Consider the following 20154-nt stretch of genomic DNA (forward strand, 5'->3'; position numbering starts at 1 on the left):
TGAACTGCTTGAACTGCTTGAACTGCTTGAACTGCTTGAACTGCTTGAACTGCTTGAACTGCTTGAACTGCTTGAGCTGCTTGAGCTGCTTGAGCTGCTTGAGCTGCTTGAACAAGCATTATTGTTATTATACGAACCAGTATCCGGCATTAAGGGGCTGTCTTCCGCGCTACTGCGAATAACGCTGCTAAAAAAATTGTATTGATCAGTGCTGCTTCTTATAAAATCATATCTGGCAGGTGAAATCGGTGATGTTTGAGAAAAATCAATAACAGTTTTTTGTTGTTTGCGCCCTATTTCGACAAGCTCATTAGGTATATTCTGAGGTATGTGATTAACAATTGCATTGTAATGGGTAGAAACTAAATCAAAAATTAGAGTCGACAGCTTAATGTTCACTTTACTAAGCATGTGGATATATAAATTCATTTCACTATCGTCTATAGGACTGCTGTGTTCAAGACCATTTCTTAAGGCAATATAGTCTTCAATATTTGTCGCTAAATAAGGAGTCATTTCGTTAATGATGTTTAAGCTAACAAATTTATTCACTATCTCGATTATTTGACCAACCAAATAGGTGCTGGCGAAAAGCAATTCAACGTCGCTAACGATCATTTGAGCGACCATATCTGCGGATATATCTTCCTTAATGGCAAAATCTAGTCCTGAAAGAACAAATAACTCTCTGAGTTTTATAATGCGTGATTTAAAGCAATTGAACAACGCGATAGCTTCATCACGATTTATATAATGATCTGGACGATACAGAGTTTCTAGTCTGGTACTTAATTTAAGTAATTCAGGATAAAGTGCCTGCATTTCTGCGTTTCTTATTCTTTCGATTTCAGCTTTTCTCATTCTCGTTTGTTTTGCCAGGGCGATCTGAGCTTCTTTTCTTAAACGATTGTATGTTTTGGCAGCAACCTGTAAAGGTTTGCGTATAATTTTGGGTTTAATGCCTTCGCTAACAATTAAAGGAAGTTCTTTATTATCGGTTTGTCGAAATGGTATAGTACCATTTAACATCTGACTAATTTTTTCTTTATATTCACCATCTTTAAGACGACATAGAATGAAATTAATTTCACTCTCAGCTAGAAGATTAGTATTTGGACAATATTGTTCATTATCAAAGGTACTTTTAGGGCGATAGACTTCCTTTGTCGCTTCCCAATAAGTCGAAACGGAACTAATCCACTTTGAATAAGGCTGTTTAGTATTAATCCAACGGGGAAATTGACTTTGAAATTTGATTATTTCTTTATAAACATTTTTGTTTAATCGAGACAGTTCATCATAGATCTGGTCGAGTGGGTATGCGTTCTGTTCTAAATCATCTATCTCATCATAGGATAATAGATCTTCAATATGGCATAAGGCATTGCGGATAGATGTCAGGTATTTGGGATTAATATAGGTTACTTTATCCAACTCATCACCTAAATGTTTCTTAGTAAACAGTTCCCCGATCAATTGTAAACGTCGTATCAAAGAGAGCCTGCCTTTTAGGCTGGAGGAAAAATCAGGTTTATCAAGAAGGACTAATTGTGCTAAAGGTGTGAGTTTGATGAAATCCAGTTTGTCATTTCTAATAATTTTCACTGGTTTTCGTTCTGATGGCAATATACTAATGAGACGTGTGAAGTTAAAAAGATGTTTATGTTTCCATAACAGTGGTCTTAGATTAGGTAAATCACCCATCGAAACTGGTCCTGAAGGATTGTTGAGATTGGAAAAAAAATTTAGCATGATTGGTAGGTCGGATTGTAAAATTTGAGGAATGGCAATTTTAACCAAGCATAAATTGTCTTTTTGTACATTTTGAAAGGTATAGAGTATTTTGGTGGAATGTTTATCCAAATCACTAGTGTAAAGTATAGGCACTCCAGTTTTATCATTGAAGTTTTTAATGATAGCTCCACAAAACTCCAACAAATACCATGAGTTTTTACCCCAGGGAAGGTGGTCGACTAATCCGCCTCGTTTTTCTCTTGGAAGAAAATGTATTGTGACAAAAATCATGTGCAAAATGTCGATCGCGTCCACGGATAAAATTTCATTTTGAGTATTTTGTATGTATCCAGCTATAACTTCTTTTAAATGATTGATTTGATTTCCATGATTGCTAAAATCAATTAAACGCTCTGAGTATTTGTTGCCCATTGTGTAAAATGCCTGACTGAAACCATCTTGATTCTCTTCTAAAAATTTATAGTTAACAAATAGATACGGTGGGTTGGTATAATACTTCAAGCAAAACCGAATCAACCGTTCAATCCATTCAATTTGCTGCTCATACTCCCACCGAGAAACAAATTGATGTTCGTCTTTTAATTGTTGTAGCTCATGAAGATATTGCTCATCACAAATATCTTGTCGAAACAACTGCTCTAGAGATATTGGTTCATTTTCAATTTTTTGTTCACTTTTGTAACTAACTCCGAAATACATCTGATCATAAAGGAATTTAATATCTTTCTTAATTTTCATTAAACCTGCTGTGATTTTATCAAGACGCTCAAGATAGACCAAAGCCTCTACGAATTCTTTAAGCATAATATGAGTTCGTATTTTATTTAACCAGGCATCGTAAAAATCATTTTTTTGCCTTATTGCTTGGTTAAATTGCATTTGAGCTTTTTTAAAGTGTCCCTGTGCAGCTAATGACAGACCCTTGTTGTTTAGAATAATATGACGCTGTGGCATTTTAATTCTCGGTTGATCAATTAATGAGGTTTTTTGTATATAATATGAACAATATACTGGATGAAAGTTAAGCTGTGATTAAATGGACATTTAAAAAATTAATAACAGCTATTAAAAAAATATATGATGTTAAAATGACAATCATTAAGTCAATTGATAGAAAGAGGGGATATGAGTTTTATTATTTAGAGCTTATTCATTCTAAGACTGATAGTGCAGGAGAAGGAGAATGAATAAGGCTTTGATGATTAGCAACAAAGCCTTGATCGTTGTTAATAGACATCACTGCCATTATCGGCAACAACGCGAGTATGTCTGCCATAGATGACCAGTATTTTTTGTTTGTTTTTCAGTTTCAAATCTTCAGATTGAACCACTGAAATAATGCTTCCGGAGTTTAATTTGATTACGTATTCAACTCCACGAGTCTGATTATAAGCGCCATCGATAAAACCACCTTCAGCATTGTTTTTTGATGGAGTGCTGCTGTCTGTGTTTTGACGATGTAAATTGACCGGTCTCTTGGAAATGATAACTCCAGGGATTACTTTCTTAATTTTTCCAATTTCATTTGCGTCATATTCACCAGGAGGTAGATCTTTATTGCAGCTTGCTAATACAAGAGCCAATAAAACGACTAAAATGGATTTAAATGCGGCATTAATGGTCATATTGATTTAAACTCCAATTGTTATTGATTGTATGCTTTGCCATTCTAGCTGAGTTTTCATTAAAGTTTAAACTGTTTTTATCGGCTCTTGCTCCAATGATGGCAATTGAATCAATTTTAAGAAGCGTGCCATACAGGTATTTATATACCATTTAGCAAATCGTTTAAAAGAGAACTGGCGCCTATTCTGAACCAATCTTTACTAATTGTTTTGCCCAGCATCAACTCAGCAAGGCAAGCGTAGTTTAGGGCTTGCTGACTTGTTTTGATTCCTCCTGATATTTTAATCCCGCATTGAGTATCTCCTGTCTCCTTAAGTGCACTTAAAATGGCAAAGGCAGCAGGAAGAGAGGCTCCTTGTGCGATTTTACCGGTAGAGGTTTTTATAAAATCCGTTCCCATCGCTATTAATTCTTTGCTGACATTATAGATGAGTTCCATATCAGGAAAGGCACCTGTTTCCAATATAATTTTGATCGTGACTTCCTGCTTTTTACAGGCCTTTATGATCACATCGCAATGATTTAAGGCTTTTTGACTGTTCTCTGTCAGATAATCTTGATAAGGCAATACAAAATCAACTTCATTGGCACCAAGCTGAATGGCATGATCCATACTTGCCAGAGTATGCAACAACTCATCATTCCCATGCGGAAAATTGATCACGGTAGCCAAATTCACAGAAGTAGGAAGGTGAAAGTGAGGTAAGTGTTCTGGTAAAACACAGATGGCAGCAACATGATGTGTGTTGGCCCTATCACCTAATAAAGCTAAGGACTCTGTTGTGGCATTCGGCTCTAATAGAGTTAAATCTATTGAGTGAATTAATTGTTCCTTAGAAACAGTTCCTGCTGACTGTGCAGTCAGGAGCTGTTCTAATAGTTGATTTAATTGAAATTCAAGCGACACTATAGTTCCATTATGTACTGTTTTAGCAGGGTATTGAGTTTTACAGCAGCACTGGAGGCCATGTCAACTACAGCCTGGTGGTTGTGGCTGGTTGTAGCTAGTCCGGTCGCGTAATTGGTGATCATTGCGATGACGGCAACGTGCATGCCACAATGATTTGCAACCAATACTTCAGGGACCGTAGACATACCCACAGCATCTGCTCCTAATATTTTAAAAGCCCGTATTTCGGCTGCTGTTTCATAATGTGGACCTAATACTGAGATATACACACCTTGATTCAGCTTAATTGAGTTCTTTTTAGCTGCATTTAACAGTTGTTCCTGCATGACCTTATCATAAGCATTATCAAGAGGATAAAATCTTGGCCCAAACTCATCATCATTGGGCCCAATGAGCGGATTACTGGGTTGTAAATTAATGTGATCGGTGATTAGCATTAATTCACCGGGTCCAACGTCTTCTCTGAGTGAGCCAGAGGCATTGGTGGCTATAAAATGAGTACATCCTAATAATTTCAAAGTACGGACGTAGGTCTTTACGGTGTCATAATGTTCCAGGCCTTCATAGGTATGTGCCCGACCTTGTAAGCATACTACAGGAATGCCGCTGCAATATCCCAGTATTAATTTACCGCCGTGCCCCTGAACTGTGGGATTTGGGAACCCGGGCAGATCGGTATAGTTTATAACAACAGCATCATCCAGTTCTTCTGCAAACTGACCTAGTCCTGAGCCTAAAATTACTCCAACAATGGGTTTAAACCCAGGAACTAATGTTTGTATATGTTCTGCTGCTAAATGAGCAAAAGTTTTGTTTTTTACAGATTGAGTCATTCTATTGTCCAATTAAGGTTTAATATCAAAAGCCAATGGCATCAGTTCATTCATCGTCAATTTTTGAAGTACTGAATTGTTATTGCATAAATAAATCATGGTGTCGGGAATTGAAAACTCATAAATTCTTTGTCTGCAGGCGCCACAAGGCGGGCATAATAAATTATTCGAAGCTAACACTACTATACTTTTAATTTTGCGCTCACCCGCTGTAACCATTTGGCAGATAGCTGACCCTTCTGCACAAACAGTTAAACCATAAGAGCTATTCTCTACATTGACGCCAGTATATAAGTTATCATCAGGAGTACAAATACAACATCCGACATTAAAGTTAGAATAGGGCGCATAAGCATGTTTTAATGCTTCATGAGCATTATTAATCATTCGTGAAATCAATTTATCCATAGTGAGTCTCTTTATAGGCGTGCAGAATATACTAAATTATCGACTCGGTGTACAAGACTGAATGGATAAATCGGATTCTTTTGTTTCATTATTGGACGCAATGATCGATGTTGATTTGAGCAGTACCTCTCCATGATAGGGCTCTGGTGAGTCGTTGTTTGGATTGGAAGGAGCAGCAGCCCCCAACGAATTGCTTACCTGATGATAACTCTGAGTCATTGGAGGCGTTCTTTTATGATTTCCGAATGTATAATCTAGCCAGTATTCGCAAGACAATACACCTAGCCCTGAACTGATTATTGTTGAAACAATGAGTACAGGCATGGTTATTGGAGGAACAATAAAGATTAACGTGGCACTTAGTGCAGTAGTGCATGCAATAGTCGTCATAGTGACTGCATAAGATAGACTGGCTTGCTGGTAGCTGTATGAAAAATTTACATCAGACTCAGAGGGATGCATTAATTTATTGTATTCTCCAATTGACCAAAACAGATTGCTGGTAAAAAAAAGCCAGGTTGTTGGTACAATCAGCACAGGGAAGAATAGGGAGGCGATGCTGATTAGTGACGCTATAAGTCCTATGGTCGCAGCGTATAAAAATTGTTCTTTAAACTGGGCGAAACCGTACCATTCCTTTTTGTCAGGTTTGTTGCTATCCAGAAAATGGCTCGAAATAAACCATAATCCATAGGCCATAAAATAAGAGCAAAGAGAGATTATATTGGGAATGATTGAAACAAATAGAATAGGAAGATACTGGATTTTTGAAACAATAAATCCTATTAAAAAGAAATAACTGCTGGCTTTACTTATTTTTTTTGCCTGAGTCATTGTGTTTAAATCCAAGATACAACTATTTGATCATAATACTTAAATATGGAGCATAACGCCAGTGCAATATGTATTGTACCTAGTGTTTAAGCGTATGAATTAATGAGCAATATGCTCTCTGTGTAGCGGTAGGGTAATCTGTACCAACAACCCTCCATCTTCACGGTTCTTAGCTGTGATAGTGCCGTGATGTAGCGCAACTGCTCTGGATGCAATTGCCAGACCCAATCCAAAGCCCCCTGTTTTTTTGGTCCTGGAGGTATCGACTCGATAAAAAGGATTAAATATAGTTTCCAATTGATCTTCCGGAACTCCGGGGCCTTTGTCTTTAATTTCAATACAGATATGTTCTTGATTGTTGGTAAAATGCGTTGAAATAATCACTAATTGATCTTTTGGGGAATAATGCGAGGCATTTCGTACGATGTTTTCTATGGCTCTATGAATAAGTCGTTTATCAATAAAGAGTTCACAAGGAACGGTGTTTTCAGTGGAAATATGAATGGAGTCTTTTTCAAATTCATAATTTGCATCGTTGACGATATCCGCTATCAGTTCATTCAGATTGACTTTAGAAAGGTCGAGATCCGTTGTGGATTTATCCAATCGTGCGAAATCCAGTATCTCTCCAATTAATTTATTTAACCGTGAACTTTCTAATTCCATGCGATTAAATTCTGGATCTGCTAAATGATTGGTCTTCTTTTTTCCCAATTCAATGGCAATATTCAATCGCGCCAGTGGTGATCTCAGTTCGTGAGAAATATCTTGCAGCAAGCGTTCCTTTGAGGTGATTAATGCCTCCAGTTGTTCTGCCATTCGGTCAAACTCATGGCTTAGTTCGGCAATTTCATCTTTATTATGACCTCTAAAATGACCGACTCGTGTGTTTAATTTACCCGTGGCTATTGATTTTGCGGCCATGCCTAATGATCTAAGCGGTTGTGTTAAATAAAGTGATAATAAATAACAAATGAGTCCGCTAATAACCGTAGCAAGAGTCAGACGAATGGTCAGGCCTGCCCATGGAATCTGCACAAAATAGGAAATTGGCTTTTCACTGACCGCGGCTAGTCTATAGTACTTCCCTGAAGTAGATAATATTTCATGGCTTACAATTAACTTCCCTGATTTAAAAATACCTTCACTGGGCAGTTGATCATCTATCAGATTTTTGGATACCTGCTTCACATTTTCAGGTGGTGTTTGTGTGCCAATAATATCACCAGTATTTGACAACAGGTAAATTGACATATGCCGAGAAAGACCTATTTGATTTAGCCATTTTAGCAGAGCAGATTGTTGGCCTGATTCGAACGTTGCGACAGCCGCATTGGCATAACTGTCCATAAACATTTCTTCTCGTGCCGGTTGAGAAGATTTTTGAGCGATTTGACTTGTTACCAAGGCTGTAGTGAAAATAATTAGAACGGTTGCCAACCAAAATGAAACAAATATTTTCCAGTACAAACTACGCATTAAACATGTATCCAAAACCACGCACTGTTTTTACCAGAGGTTCACCTTGAGGGTTATCGCCCAGTTTATTTCTTAAATTACTGATATGAACATCAATACTGCGATCATAGGCAGTATATTTTCGTCCCAGCGCGTATTCCGTGAGTTCTTCTTTAGAAAAAGCTTGGCCTGGGGATTTAATTAACATCTCTAAAATATTAAATTCAGCATTGGTTAATTCAAGATAGTTTCCAGCCATGGTGACGTGTCGTTTGGAACAATCAACCACGATATTGTGTTGCTCAATAATTGGTTTGGGTGTTGGAATTTTTTGAGTGCGTCTTAAAATGGCCCTTAATCGTGCGACCAGTTCTCTAGGATTACAGGGTTTTGGTAAATAATCATCAGCCCCGATTTCCAATCCAACGATGCGGTCAATGTCGTCACCTCGTGCAGTCAACATTAGAACAGGAGTTTCCAGATGTTCACGTATCGCTTTTAAAACTTCAAATCCATTTAATTTGGGAAGCATAACGTCAAGTACTATTGCGTCAAATACCTGGTTTAGTGCTTTTTTTACACCATTCTCGCCATCATGGACACAAACCACATCAAACCCTTCTGGTTCGAGATATTGGGTTAATAAATCGGTGAGTTCTGCATCATCATCTATTATAAGAATAGTGCTATTCATTAGTTATCCTTCAGCAGGTGTATTGGCGTTCTCTAAAGTTCGCTTATCAATGCATTCTAATAATTTAATTCTTCTGGCATCAGAATTGATAATTTTAAATTCAAAATTATCAATGGTTATAATTTCACCACGGGTTGGTAAATAACCAAAATTATTCATCACTATACCACCTATAGTATCGTATGTCTCATCGCTAAAATGAGCGTGGAGCTGTTCATTGAACTCTTCTATAGGCGTGTGTGCTTTGATGATGTAGCAATGATCATCATGAGTTTTGATATAAGCATCTTCATCTATATCAAATTCATCTTCAATGTCACCGATAATTTGCTCTATTATATCCTCAATAGTAACAAATCCTGATACTTCTCCATACTCATCAACCACAATGGCCATATGATTCCGGTTACTACGAAACTCACTAAGTAAACTGTCAAGACGTCTGCTTTCCGGAACAAAGGTCACCTGACGGCAAATATCCAGCAGATCGAAGGTTTCAATGTGTTCCAGTTGATATCGTAATAGATCTTTGGCATGTAAAATACCTACAACTTCGTTGGTGTTTTCACCTGTGACTGGAAATCTGGAGTGGCCGGTTTGGGTAACAACCTTAATGATCTCAGCGTATTCATCATCCTGATTAATATGCACCATTTGATTTTTAGGCAGCATGATGTCTCTGACCCGCATTTTGGAAAACAAAATAGCGCCCTCAATCATTGCAAGGGTTTCTGAGTTGATCAGTGACCTAATTTGAGCGTCTCTTAACAAGCTCACCAGTTCTTCCTGATTTTGAGGTTCACCGTGTAAAAATTGTTTCAATCGAACAAACCACGAACCGTTTTCTTCCTCTTTACTCAAGATCATTTCCCTCTAAGTCATAAGGATTACCATATCCTAATTCAGCTAATAATTTAATCTCAAGATCCTGCATGATTTTCGCATCTTTGTCTTTAATATGATCATAGCCTAATAAATGCAGGACACCATGAATAACGATTAAGGCCCAATGTTCTTGTAGTGATTTATTCAATTGCTTACTTTCCTCTAGTAAAACAGGAGAACAGATGATGATATCACCTAAAAGAGGGCATTCTAATTCAACAGCATCGGGTAAATCACAAGGAAAAGCGAGAACATTGGTCGTTTTATTTTGTTGCCTGTAAGTATTATTCAGAAACGTCATTTCTTCAGCATCAACCAAACGAATAGTTAGTTCCGCATCGTTCAGGTGATCTCTGAGTGCCAGATTTGCCAGCTCCGTTAAATCGGTTTCTGAAAGGGGCAGGGTATCGTTAGTCGCATTTTGTACGTCAATATGATACGTCATTTCGATTTTCCTGAATGTTCGTGGTCGTAACAATCGATAATTTGGGATACTAATGGGTGGCGAACAACTTCCCGGCTCGTAAATGTATTAATACTGATATCAGGGATTTTTTTAAATAAGTGAATTGCATGAGCAAGTCCTGATTCAATCCCTTTAGGCAAGTCAACCTGGGTTATATCTCCAGTAATGACAGTTTTAGAGCCAAAGCCCATACGGGTTAAAAACATTTTCATCTGCATGACTGTTGTATTTTGGGCTTCATCCAGGATAATAAATGATTCATTTAAGGTGCGTCCCCTCATAAATGCGAGAGGCAATACTTCGATAATATCGCTTTGAATCATTTTCTGAGTTTCTTTAAACCCGATCATTTCATATAACGCATCATAAATTGGTCTTAGATAGGGAAGTACTTTTTCTACCAGATCACCTGGAAGGAATCCCAATTTTTCACCGGCTTCCACCGCGGGTCTAACAAAAATCAGTCTTTGTACTTCACCTTTTTCAAAACATTCAATTGCCTTGGAAACAGCCAGGTATGTCTTACCAGTTCCAGCAGGCCCTACGGCGAAAGTAATGTCGCATTTATCGATGGAGTCAAGAAACGCTGCCTGTTTGTTATTTCGCGCTGAAATTGATTTACGAGATAATTTGATATGATGAGTCATTGCTGTTTGATAATCCTTATTAATTAAACCACGCAGGGTTGTAATACTGATCGCTTTTTTGCTTAAAGGATAGAGTAACGTAAAAATGTGGTTAATTTCTTCAAAATGATGTTCGGATTGACTGTAAATTTCAAGTGATTGCTGTTTGATTTTAATAGTTACGTTGAAGTGTTCTTCAAGAAACTTCAGGTTACTGTGTAAAACGCCGCACAGGTTTGCCAGTTCCTGGGTACTGAGAAAGGGTAATTTAATGATGTCTTTGTTCAGTGTACTGCTCAATGTGATTTATTTAATTACTAACCTTACTTTAAGAATAGTGCAAAACTGCTATGATCTGCAAGTAATTCAAGGATTTCGAGGAATATTTTGTTATTTAATAAACCATATTCTGTCTGATTCAATGTATAAATATGCTATAATTTTTGTTTTTTAAAGTGGTTGTCCTTTTATGATCGATCTTCATTGCCACAGTTATTTTTCAGATGGAGCACTTAGCCCTGAAGACCTGATTCAAAAAGCGCTGCATCATCAGATTAAATGCTTGTCTCTTACTGATCATGACACTGTCGCTGGTTATGTGGCTTTGAACCAGGCAGCACAACATACTGGAATTAAAATTGTTACTGGTATCGAGTTCAGTACGCGGTGGAAAAAATACGATATTCATATTCTGGGCTACCAACTGAATCATACTCCTGAGCTTAATGAATTAATCGCTCATCAGAACGGCAGCCGAGTGGCTCGCGCCAAACAAATAGGCGAGTCGCTTCAATTGGTTGGAATCGATAATGCTTATGAAAAAGCATGTCAGATTGCCGGACATGAGCGCGTCGGGCGTCCTCATTTTGCTCAGATATTAATAAACGAAGGTAAGACTCGAGATATGAAATCTGCGTTTAAACAGTTTCTGGGACGAGGTAAAGCTGCTTATATTCCAACACCCTGGATTAGTATTCAGGAAGCAGTGGAGGGAATTATTCATTCGGGAGGGCAGGCTGTAATAGCTCATCCGCTTAAATATGGATTGACGCGTTCAAAATTGCATGAGTTAATCAATGTGTTTAAAGAAGCTGGTGGAGAAGGTCTGGAAGTGGTTTCCGGAGAAATGAATGTGTCTCAGATAAAAGAGATGGCAGCAACATGTTTGCGTTTTAATTTGTTGGCTTCATCTGGTTCTGATTACCATAATGATGCAGTATCTCGAATAAATCTTGGACGTCAACAGAAACTACCAGTAAACTGTACGCCTATTTGGCAAGAATGGAACATTGAACAGGGGACTTTATGAGTCAGTTTTATGCATTACATCCTGATAATCCACAGGCTCGCTTACTTAGAAAAGCGGTATCCATTATTGAAGATGGTGGATTAATAGTCTATCCAACCGATTCGGGTTATGCCTTGGGCTGTAGCCTGGGCAATAAATCAGCTCTTGAACGGATCAGGCGTTTAAGGCAGTTAGATAAAAATCACAACATGACTCTGGTTTGTCGTGATTTGTCTCAACTCGGCACTTATGCCAAAGTATCCAACTCCATTTTCAGGCTTTTAAAAGCCTTTACGCCCGGATCGTATACTTTTATTCTTAATGCAACACATGAAGTTCCTCGTTTGATGCTTCATCCTAAAAAACGAACGTTGGGGCTTAGGGTACCTGATAATACAATTACGTTGTCTCTTTTGGATAGTCTTGAGGCACCCTTGATGAGCACTACTTTGATACTTCCAGGAGCTCAGGCACCGTTAAGTGAACCTGAAGCAATCAAGGATCTTTTAGGCAATCAGACTGATTTAATTATAGATGGCGGCAACTGTGGGCATGAACCTACCACTGTAGTTGATTTAACTGGTGATTATCCGGTTATTATCCGAGAAGGGAAAGGTGATCCCGAGCCTTTTAGATAAATCGAGTTGATTTATATGGAGTCAGAGCTTTGAGAATTTGATAGCAAAGTCTGGTTTGAGTAAAATCAGCCCAGTTAGTTAAGGATATTGTAATTTCTTAGTCTCTATGGGGATTTTCTCTGGTTGAATTGACTGTTGACGTTGGACTCTTTGAGGTTTTTTGCCCGGCGGTTTAACTGAGTGTTCTGGGGTACGGTGTTAAACTACTGGATCCCGCGGTCTTCTTAACTGGCATCAGTCAGTAATTGGAGAGACTTCATTGCGTTCAGGATTATGAAATTAAGGCAAATTTAAGATTTTTGTATGATTTATAACAACTAAAGAGGATATTGATGTCAGCATTATTTACTTCCAATAAACGAGTGGTTTCTGGAATGCGTGTCAGCGGAAGATTACATCTTGGACACTATCACGGTGTTTTAAAAAACTGGATTAAATTACAACATCAATACGATTGCTTCTTTTTTGCTGCCGATTGGCACGGCTTGACTACACAATACGAACATTCAAGTTTTATAAAAAATCACCTTTGGGACATGATCATCGATTGGCTAGCTTGTGGAGTAAATCCTGGGCTGTCTAAACTATTTATCCAATCCTGGGTACCCGAACATGCTGAGTTGCATTTGCTTTTATCGATGATAACGCCGCTTGGGTGGTTAGAGCGAGTCCCGAGCTTTAAGGACCAGCAAGAGAAAATAAAAGAAAAAGATTTGTCTACTTATGGATTTTTAGGATATCCGGTATTACAAAGCGCGGATGTGTTATTGTATCATGCGGATTACGTTCCTGTCGGTGAGGATCAGGTCGCTCATATTGAATTAACACGCGAGATAGCTCGTCGGTTTAACCATATTTATGGCAAAGAAGCCAATTTTGAAGAGTTGGCGACTGAAGCAATAAAGAAAATGGGTAAGAAAAACAGCAAAATTTACACCGATTTACGAAGACAATTTCAGGAACACGGAGTCCATGAAGCAATAAAAACTGCTCAAGCGCTTCTTGAGGATCAATCAAACCTCTCTATTGGTGATAAAGAGCGTTTATTGGGCTACCTCGAAGGCAGTGGTAAAATTATATTACCAGAACCTCAACCATTGCTAACTGAAATTGCTAAAATGCCCGGGACTGACGGTCAAAAGATGTCAAAATCCTATCATAATACGATTATGTTGCGTGAAGAACCGGCGCAAGTGGAAAAGAAAGTTTTAACAATGCCTACAGATCCCGCTCGAATCAAGCGTACCGATCCTGGCGATCCTGAAAAATGTCCGGTTTGGCAATTTCATAAAATTTACTCAAAAGATGATGTTAAAGATTGGGTACAAACAGGATGCCGATCTGCAGGTATCGGGTGTATAGACTGTAAACGTCCGGTAATTGATGCAATTAATCAGGAATTGCAACCTATTCAGGAATCAATAGCGGATTATGAATCTGATTTGGGTTCAGTGAAACGCATCGTTTCTGAAGGAAGTGAGGCTGCCCGGGAGGAAGCCATTAAAAATATGAATACCGTTAGAGAAGTAATGGGATTGGATTATTAATGAATGTCGAGTTATCCAATAAACCTGAGATAAGAGCCATTGTTGATGGCGTGGAACTTACTCAGGTTCCTGATGACTTATTTATACCGCCAGATGCATTGGAAGTTTTGTTGGATTCATTTAGCGGCCCATTGGATCTGCTTTTATATCTCATTCGCAAACAAAATATTGATATTCTGGATATTCCCATGGTTAGCATTACTCGGCAATATCTCCAATACATTCAATTGATGGAATGCAGACGGCTCGAATTGGCAGCTGATTACTTACTCATGGCAGCAATGCTAGCGGAAATCAAATCACGATTATTACTTCCTGTTACCCCAAACTCTGAAGATGGGGAAGAGGAAGATCCACGCATGACTTTGGTTAGAAAGTTACAGGCTTATGAACAAATCAAGGAAGCCGCCCAACTACTTGATGCTCTTCCTCGAAAAGACAGGGATAATTTTATTATTCAAATTACTCCAGATGAAATTGAAACAATAAAAGTTCATCCTGATGTTGAGTTATCTGATTTGATTGAGGCAATGAAAGGATTATTGTTGCGAGAAGAACAAATGACTCATCATCAAATTGCCAGAGAGGCAATGTCTGTTCGTGAGCGCATGAGTCTTGTTTTATTAAAGCTACAGGAGCATAAGGTCTTGGAATTTACCCAATTGTTTCTCCCCGAAGAAGGACGCATGGGATTAGTTGTTTCTTTGTTAGCCATTCTTGAGTTGGCAAGACAATCTTTAATCGTCATCACTCAAAATCAGCCTTTTTCTCCCATCCATCTACAGGCTGCGTGATATGGATGAAAATGAACTAAAAAATATAATTGAAGCACTTTTGTTGAGTAGTTCCGATCCTCTTTCCCTGGATCAGCTGCTCGAAGTATTTGATGAGTGGGAGCGTCCTGATCGTGTTCAATTAAAACAAATTATTTCTCAGTTACAAACCGATTATGAGACTCGCTCATTTGAGTTAATTGAGGTGGCTGGAGGATATCAGATGCAAACGAAATCTTCCTACAGCAACTGGATCGCTCGATTACAAATAGAAAAACCGAGTAAATACTCGCGTGCATTACTTGAAACTTTGGCAATAATTGCTTATAAGCAACCTGTGACAAGGGCCGATATAGAGGAAATACGTGGTGTTGCAGTGAGCAGTCACATCATGAAAACCTTGATGGAGAGAGAATGGATTCGTATCGCCGGTCATAAGGACGTTGCCGGGAAACCGGCTGTATATACTACAACCAAAGAGTTTTTAAATTATTTTAATTTGACTTATTTACATGAACTTCCATCCCTGCCTGAAGTTTTTGAAACATTAACTTTGCATAGTGCAAACCAACCTAATGAAGAGTGTATTACTGAATGAGCAATGAACGGTTACAAAAAATATTAAGCCAGGCTGGACTTGGATCTCGTCGTGAAATGGAACGTTGGATAGAAAATGGTTGGGTTCAGGTCAATGGTAAGCCCGTTAAGTTAGGTGACTCTGCTGGAGCGAATGATAAAATTACCGTAAAAGGTAAACTGATTTCTAATCCATTAAAAATCAAACAAAATACTCGAATACTCCTATATCATAAGCCTGTTGGTGAAATTTCCAGCCGACATGATCCTAAGTTCGAGAAAACTGTATTTGATAATTTGCCTCATCTTCGCCAAGGCCGTTGGGTTCAGGTAGGAAGGCTGGATCTGAATACTTCAGGGTTACTTATTTTTACTAATGATGGAGAATTAGCTAACCAACTGATGCATCCAAAATACGGTTTGGAGCGAGAGTATGCAGTTAGGGTTCATGGTCAGGTAAGTCCTGAAGCATTAGTGAATTTACAAAAAGGTGTTCAATTGGATGATGGTATGGCTCAATTTACCAAAATCGAGTTTCGTGGTGGTGAAGGCACTAACAGCTGGTATCATGTTACCTTAAATGAAGGAAGAAATCGTGAGGTCAGACGGCTTTGGGAGTCGCAAGGAGTCGAGGTAAGCCGTTTGATTCGAATCCGTTATGGGATGCTGTCCATGCCCAGATTTTTGACTCGAGGCCAGACCTATGAATTAACGCCAAAACAGGTGACCGAATTTATTGCTTCTTTGCCTACAGAGTAAATTATTTCCTAATCTCATAAATGGTATTGCGCCTTTTAGTGAAATCCAATTCTATTTATTATCTTCTTGGTATAGGGTGAGTTTTATACCTCCCGAGAGTGGTAAATAATAGAATTGGTGTGTTCACCCATTTTAAACTGCCCATATCCAGGTGGTCACTATCTTCCTATTTTTCCTTCTAGTCTTTTGGGACTCTTTTTAGCGATTTCTTCCTCACTGTACTTGATACAAAAATTCCGGATAATTTTAAAGATCCTATCGAGCTTGTTTATCAGAGACAGAAGCAAATTCAGAGGCTGGCCAGGATTGTTTATGTTATCAGTCTCTTGAAAAGGTTGTAATGCTTCTGGAGGTGTAGTTACTATATAATAAATAAACGAATTATGAAAAACTCATGGTTTATTGGTTAAAATAGAAGTCAATTTAAGAGTTTTTCTTAATCAGGTATATCAATTGGTTTGGGAGATTCTTCGTAGTGCTCATGATCGGGGAATTCCGAGGGCTTAATGCACTAATCAGGGAGTAAAATTGGTTACTATTTCTCTTACTAATAAAAATCCTGACTCAAATGATCATTCCGTGACGATTAATCTTAATAGCGGAGTGTGTTCTTTTCCTGATAAACGCGAAGTGCCTCTAAGTGAATTTATCAAGCAGGAAGATTTTGTTCATCCTTTATTATCAGAGCCTTTTGTGCATTCAGCTGATCATGTTTATCTTTATGAGTATGATAACATTACGCAATTATTCTATTCTGCTGTTTTTGTTTATAAAACTTTATTGCACGCAGATAATCCCAATCTGTGTGTTTTTAAAATACAACCGTCTTGTCAATTTAAACAGAATAAAGTACCGGATGAACTCTATTTTTCTATAGATGGAACGAAACCCGCTACTGAATTAATTTCGGTTATGCAGTTAAATAAAATTGTCAGTACATTAATGAGAGATTCTTTTGAATATTCTGAAGATTTCGTCATTAATGATACTTTTACTGTTGATCAGCTTCCTCCTTCGGTAAATGGAGATTTGTTTTATCCTGATAAAGAACCTTTTTATGAAATTTTTGAACACACCGCCAATCTGTCCAGACTCGAATTACGCTATATCAATCCAGTTATTGGATTTGGTGTATTTTGCAGAGAGCCAATAAAAGCAGGTGAGTTCTTGGGGATCTACACTGGAGTAAAACAAGTCAATCTACCATCCATCTTAAATTATTCATACAAACAGAACGGAGACAGTTTGAGTATGATTCTTGATGGCAGAAACTACGGGAATATAACACGATTTATCAATCATGCGCCAAATCCTGATAAAAATAAACCGTCTGCTGACTCTTCAAATCAGCTGTTTTCAAATTCCAAATGCAGTATTTACATAATAAACGGCTTGTCTTTCATGGTATACCTTACAACACGTGATGTTATGCCGGGAGAGCAATTACTTGTGGATTATGGAGCGACCTATTTTCAAAAATCCACTCCAATCCTGTTTAAATCTAATGGACGACCTGTTAATCGTTATACCAGAATGTCAAAAAAGAAATTAGGGCATCTTAGAGTTATGGCTCATCATGGTGTTGTAAAAGCACAAAGATTTTTGCAATTAAGAATGGTGTTCATCATTACTCTGATCTGTATTCTTATGGCGGGTCTGCATTTGTTGTCTATCTAATCGGTTAAATTTGAATAGTGTGAAAGAAATTGAATTTATTCTTAAATACAATCTAAACAAAACGTACAGTCTGAGGCTGTTCAGGATTGCTCACTTCCCTTATTTCAAGTTTAATAGTCACCTAATCAAATGACGTTACAATCACGGCATATTAAAACAGATTTGATTTGTAACGATTTTGGGGGGTTATAATTTATGTCAGCCACTCGTATTAAATAATTGTTAGAGGAAAGCCTGGAACATCTAATACCTGTGCCTCGTCTTGAATTCATGTATACCAAACAGGATACTCTGACTGCACGATTGCGCCGTTTTGATAATGCCAGGATAACTGTTCCTTCTTCGTATTTGACAGGTGTTTAAAGTAACACCAATGAGATTGAGTCTATTGAACTATCTGCTTTTGTAACCAATCAGCAATATATTGTCCTGTCTCTTCAATCACCTGGACTGCCTGAGCATACAATTGATTGAATAATTCACGCTCGCCTGATTTCCAATATTTCTCAACATACTGACAGGCTAATTTCATACGTGTTGTACCCAGATACATCGCGCCACTTTTAATTCTATGAGCTATGCGTTCTACTAAAGGATAGTCCTGATTATCAAATGCAGTTTTAATACGATTTAAATCATCGGGTATTTGTTTTAAGGTCATTAAAGTGAGCAACTCTAATAAAATGGATTCGTTTCCGCAATTTTTTAGCGCCAGCTTTTTATCAAAGAGAGGGAATTGATCCAGTTGAAATAATTCGTTATTGTGATTTGGCAAATCGTGTTCCTTTTTATTTTATTGCTGAATAGATTCTTTCTGCAGAAATGAATGTTTTAATTATATCAGTAACATGTGCTTGAGTGAGAGTATTTGTTAGGATTTTATCCATTTCCTCTTTTTCAGGACTTCAGTCTTTTTAAACCTAATGTCACGCGAACCTTTCGCCCGGAGGAGGCGCGACACCGATCTTTATCATCATGCACAGAGGGTTAACGCGCCGTCTCGAAGGGTTTTCAACATCAGGGTGAACGGTTCTGATGTGGTCAACAATGGTCTACAACACCTGGTCAACCACCTTAAATTTGTCGGACATGTCTCCGACGTATTCAGGATGATTAGCCAAATCCAGTTTTTTAATCACATTCTGGTTGAGATCAAAACGATCCAGATGTACCGTAATTAAATTCTGGTTTTCAGTAGATTGAAAATAATAAATTTTATTGGTTAAGTCTGAAACAACACGCCATATAGTTAATGATGTATTTTTTGAAGAGTAGGGATAAGCCACATTATTCATTACTGCCAATATCCCTGCCAACTCATTTTGTGTTGAACTGAACTCTGGTAAGGCTAGTGAATAGAAATGGGCGCGAACAAAACGATGTGTGGAACTGGTAGTACCGGGTAGGGGTTTGCTACCGCCAAATACTTTATATCGAGTTAAGTTAGCTAGTTGCTTATCATAAGTTGGATCATTGGTTACTGTGGTGTTATTTCGATCATGGTAGATGTTCAATGTTCCGTTGATGTATTCGAAAATTGCAGAATCGCCGGAAGCATCATCAAGAACCAAATGTAATTTTCCCCATTGTTGTGTGGCAGGGTGAAAATATGGGGTGATTTGAATTGGATTGGATTGGGTAAAATGGACGGCATCTTCTACATTTTTAAAGTTATCAAGATAGTATTGCATCCATTGAGTAATGGATAAACCGGGTTTGGATGGATCGCGAATTCCATAGTCGGTCTCCTCCAGCCATAGGACATGGGCGGCAAGTCCCATCTCGTTAAATCCATCTGTTGTAAAATCCTCATATCCCGTAGCCACAATACTCCCATATTTTGAACTCCATGATATCCAGTTGCCTTGAGTCATGCTCGCTGGATCACTGCCGGATCGACTGATATTTCTGGGATAAACAATCAAATTGGTACCCATGTCTTCATTCCAGTCCATGCTACGTCCTACCATGACTGCATTTTTTTTATCCGTAACAAGAATACGAGTACATGCTGTTGATGAGGTTACATAGAATGATAGAAGTGAGCATAATGATACGAGCCAAAATCCTTTTTTTAGTTTGATGGACATACTTTTCCTCTAGATTAATTATTTTCCGTAATAATTCTTTAATAGTGAATATTCAATGGACTTAGGTTTAGTATTATATGGGTGACTAATTAAATCAATAAACCGATCCAAATTATTTGAATTGAAACTGCTCTGTGTTTCGCTGACTTGAAAAAGTGCTGGTATAAGACACGGCTGTCCCATTAAAAATATGACGTCTTTCCGAGCGTAGCGAGGAATCTCCTGCAAGGTTGCACGATCCCATTACAATGCGGCCATTAAAATCATATCAAGAGTTGAGTCTCCCCAGCCAGCCTTTTTCTGCAGGCGCC

The 20154-nt window shown here is 38.1% G+C and carries 20 protein-coding genes; 7 read left to right on the forward strand and 13 right to left on the reverse strand.

What is annotated here, in order from left to right; all coding sequences use genetic code 11:
• The 11 genes from G543_RS19245 to G543_RS0110975 form a co-directional block, all read right to left on the reverse strand.
• On the reverse strand, window positions 1-2709 hold a 2709-nt coding region (locus G543_RS19245; protein WP_211219670.1), incomplete at its 3' end, for a tetratricopeptide repeat protein.
• A 272-nt stretch (window positions 2710-2981) separates the two neighbouring features.
• Window positions 2982-3380: a hypothetical protein gene (locus G543_RS0110925; RefSeq protein ID WP_028384541.1), complete on the reverse strand. Its 399-nt coding sequence runs from the start codon at window positions 3378-3380 to the stop codon at window positions 2982-2984.
• A 140-nt stretch (window positions 3381-3520) separates the two neighbouring features.
• Complete coding sequence (gene deoC / locus G543_RS0110935; RefSeq protein WP_028384542.1) at window positions 3521-4288, reverse strand: deoxyribose-phosphate aldolase; 768 nt, start codon at window positions 4286-4288, stop codon at window positions 3521-3523.
• Window positions 4288-5124 carry a purine-nucleoside phosphorylase gene (locus tag G543_RS0110940; RefSeq protein ID WP_028384543.1) on the reverse strand — a complete coding sequence of 279 codons (837 nt, stop codon included), beginning with the start codon at window positions 5122-5124 and terminating at the stop codon, window positions 4288-4290. The genes deoC and G543_RS0110940 overlap by 1 nt, the downstream gene beginning before the upstream one ends.
• A 12-nt stretch (window positions 5125-5136) precedes the next feature.
• Entirely contained in the window at window positions 5137-5532 is a 396-nt protein-coding gene (gene cdd, locus G543_RS0110945; protein ID WP_028384544.1) for a cytidine deaminase, read from the reverse strand.
• Between the two features lie 36 nt (window positions 5533-5568).
• On the reverse strand, window positions 5569-6366 hold the full coding sequence (locus tag G543_RS0110950; RefSeq protein WP_028384545.1) for a hypothetical protein: 798 nt from the start codon (window positions 6364-6366) through the stop codon (window positions 5569-5571).
• 99 nt (window positions 6367-6465) lie between these two features.
• A complete protein-coding gene (gene cpxA / locus G543_RS0110955; RefSeq protein ID WP_028384546.1) occupies window positions 6466-7845 on the reverse strand; it encodes a two-component system sensor histidine kinase CpxA in 1380 nt (459 codons plus the stop codon).
• A complete protein-coding gene (gene cpxR, locus G543_RS0110960; protein WP_028384547.1) occupies window positions 7838-8518 on the reverse strand; it encodes a two-component system response regulator CpxR in 681 nt (226 codons plus the stop codon). The genes cpxA and cpxR overlap by 8 nt, the downstream gene beginning before the upstream one ends.
• Window positions 8519-8521: 3 nt before the next feature.
• A complete protein-coding gene (locus G543_RS0110965; protein ID WP_115343520.1) occupies window positions 8522-9385 on the reverse strand; it encodes a CorC family transporter in 864 nt (287 codons plus the stop codon).
• Window positions 9372-9848, reverse strand: coding sequence for an rRNA maturation RNase YbeY (gene ybeY / locus G543_RS0110970; protein WP_028384549.1), 477 nt, complete (start codon window positions 9846-9848; stop codon window positions 9372-9374). The genes G543_RS0110965 and ybeY overlap by 14 nt, the downstream gene beginning before the upstream one ends.
• Window positions 9845-10795, reverse strand: a complete 951-nt coding sequence (locus G543_RS0110975) for a PhoH family protein (RefSeq protein WP_028384550.1) — start codon at window positions 10793-10795, stop codon at window positions 9845-9847. The genes ybeY and G543_RS0110975 overlap by 4 nt, the downstream gene beginning before the upstream one ends.
• A gap of 169 nt (window positions 10796-10964) precedes the next feature.
• Between G543_RS0110975 and G543_RS0110980 the strand changes: the two genes are divergently transcribed.
• The 7 genes from G543_RS0110980 to G543_RS0111010 all read left to right on the forward strand — a co-directional run bounded on the left by G543_RS0110980 (window position 10965) and on the right by G543_RS0111010 (window position 17753).
• A complete protein-coding gene (locus G543_RS0110980) occupies window positions 10965-11804 on the forward strand; it encodes a PHP domain-containing protein (RefSeq protein WP_028384551.1) in 840 nt (279 codons plus the stop codon).
• On the forward strand, window positions 11801-12421 hold the full coding sequence (locus tag G543_RS0110985; protein WP_028384552.1) for an L-threonylcarbamoyladenylate synthase: 621 nt from the start codon (window positions 11801-11803) through the stop codon (window positions 12419-12421). The genes G543_RS0110980 and G543_RS0110985 overlap by 4 nt, the downstream gene beginning before the upstream one ends.
• A gap of 332 nt (window positions 12422-12753) precedes the next feature.
• A complete protein-coding gene (locus G543_RS0110990; RefSeq protein ID WP_028384553.1) occupies window positions 12754-13968 on the forward strand; it encodes a tryptophan--tRNA ligase in 1215 nt (404 codons plus the stop codon).
• Complete coding sequence (locus G543_RS0110995) at window positions 13968-14762, forward strand: segregation and condensation protein A (RefSeq protein ID WP_028384554.1); 795 nt, start codon at window positions 13968-13970, stop codon at window positions 14760-14762. Before G543_RS0110990 ends, G543_RS0110995 begins: the two co-directional genes overlap by 1 nt.
• Before the next feature lies 1 nt (window position 14763).
• Entirely contained in the window at window positions 14764-15339 is a 576-nt protein-coding gene (gene scpB / locus G543_RS0111000) for an SMC-Scp complex subunit ScpB (protein ID WP_028384555.1), read from the forward strand.
• Window positions 15336-16076 carry a 23S rRNA pseudouridine(2605) synthase RluB gene (rluB, locus tag G543_RS0111005; RefSeq protein ID WP_028384556.1) on the forward strand — a complete coding sequence of 247 codons (741 nt, stop codon included), beginning with the start codon at window positions 15336-15338 and terminating at the stop codon, window positions 16074-16076. Before scpB ends, rluB begins: the two co-directional genes overlap by 4 nt.
• A gap of 528 nt (window positions 16077-16604) precedes the next feature.
• Complete coding sequence (locus tag G543_RS0111010) at window positions 16605-17753, forward strand: SET domain-containing protein-lysine N-methyltransferase (RefSeq protein ID WP_028384557.1); 1149 nt, start codon at window positions 16605-16607, stop codon at window positions 17751-17753.
• Window positions 17754-18138: 385 nt separating this feature from the next.
• Here G543_RS0111010 and G543_RS0111015 read toward each other — a convergent pair whose 3' ends face one another.
• Together G543_RS0111015 and G543_RS0111020 are read right to left on the reverse strand one after the other, a co-directional pair.
• Window positions 18139-18528, reverse strand: a complete 390-nt coding sequence (locus G543_RS0111015) for an Hpt domain-containing protein (RefSeq protein WP_028384558.1) — start codon at window positions 18526-18528, stop codon at window positions 18139-18141.
• Window positions 18529-18805: 277 nt separating this feature from the next.
• Window positions 18806-19843, reverse strand: coding sequence for a linear amide C-N hydrolase (locus G543_RS0111020; protein ID WP_051190679.1), 1038 nt, complete (start codon window positions 19841-19843; stop codon window positions 18806-18808).
• Window positions 19844-20154 lie beyond the last annotated feature (311 nt).

It is taken from the genome of Legionella moravica DSM 19234 (genome assembly GCF_000423305.1).
GTDB classification, from domain to species: Bacteria; Pseudomonadota; Gammaproteobacteria; order Legionellales; family Legionellaceae; genus Legionella; species Legionella moravica.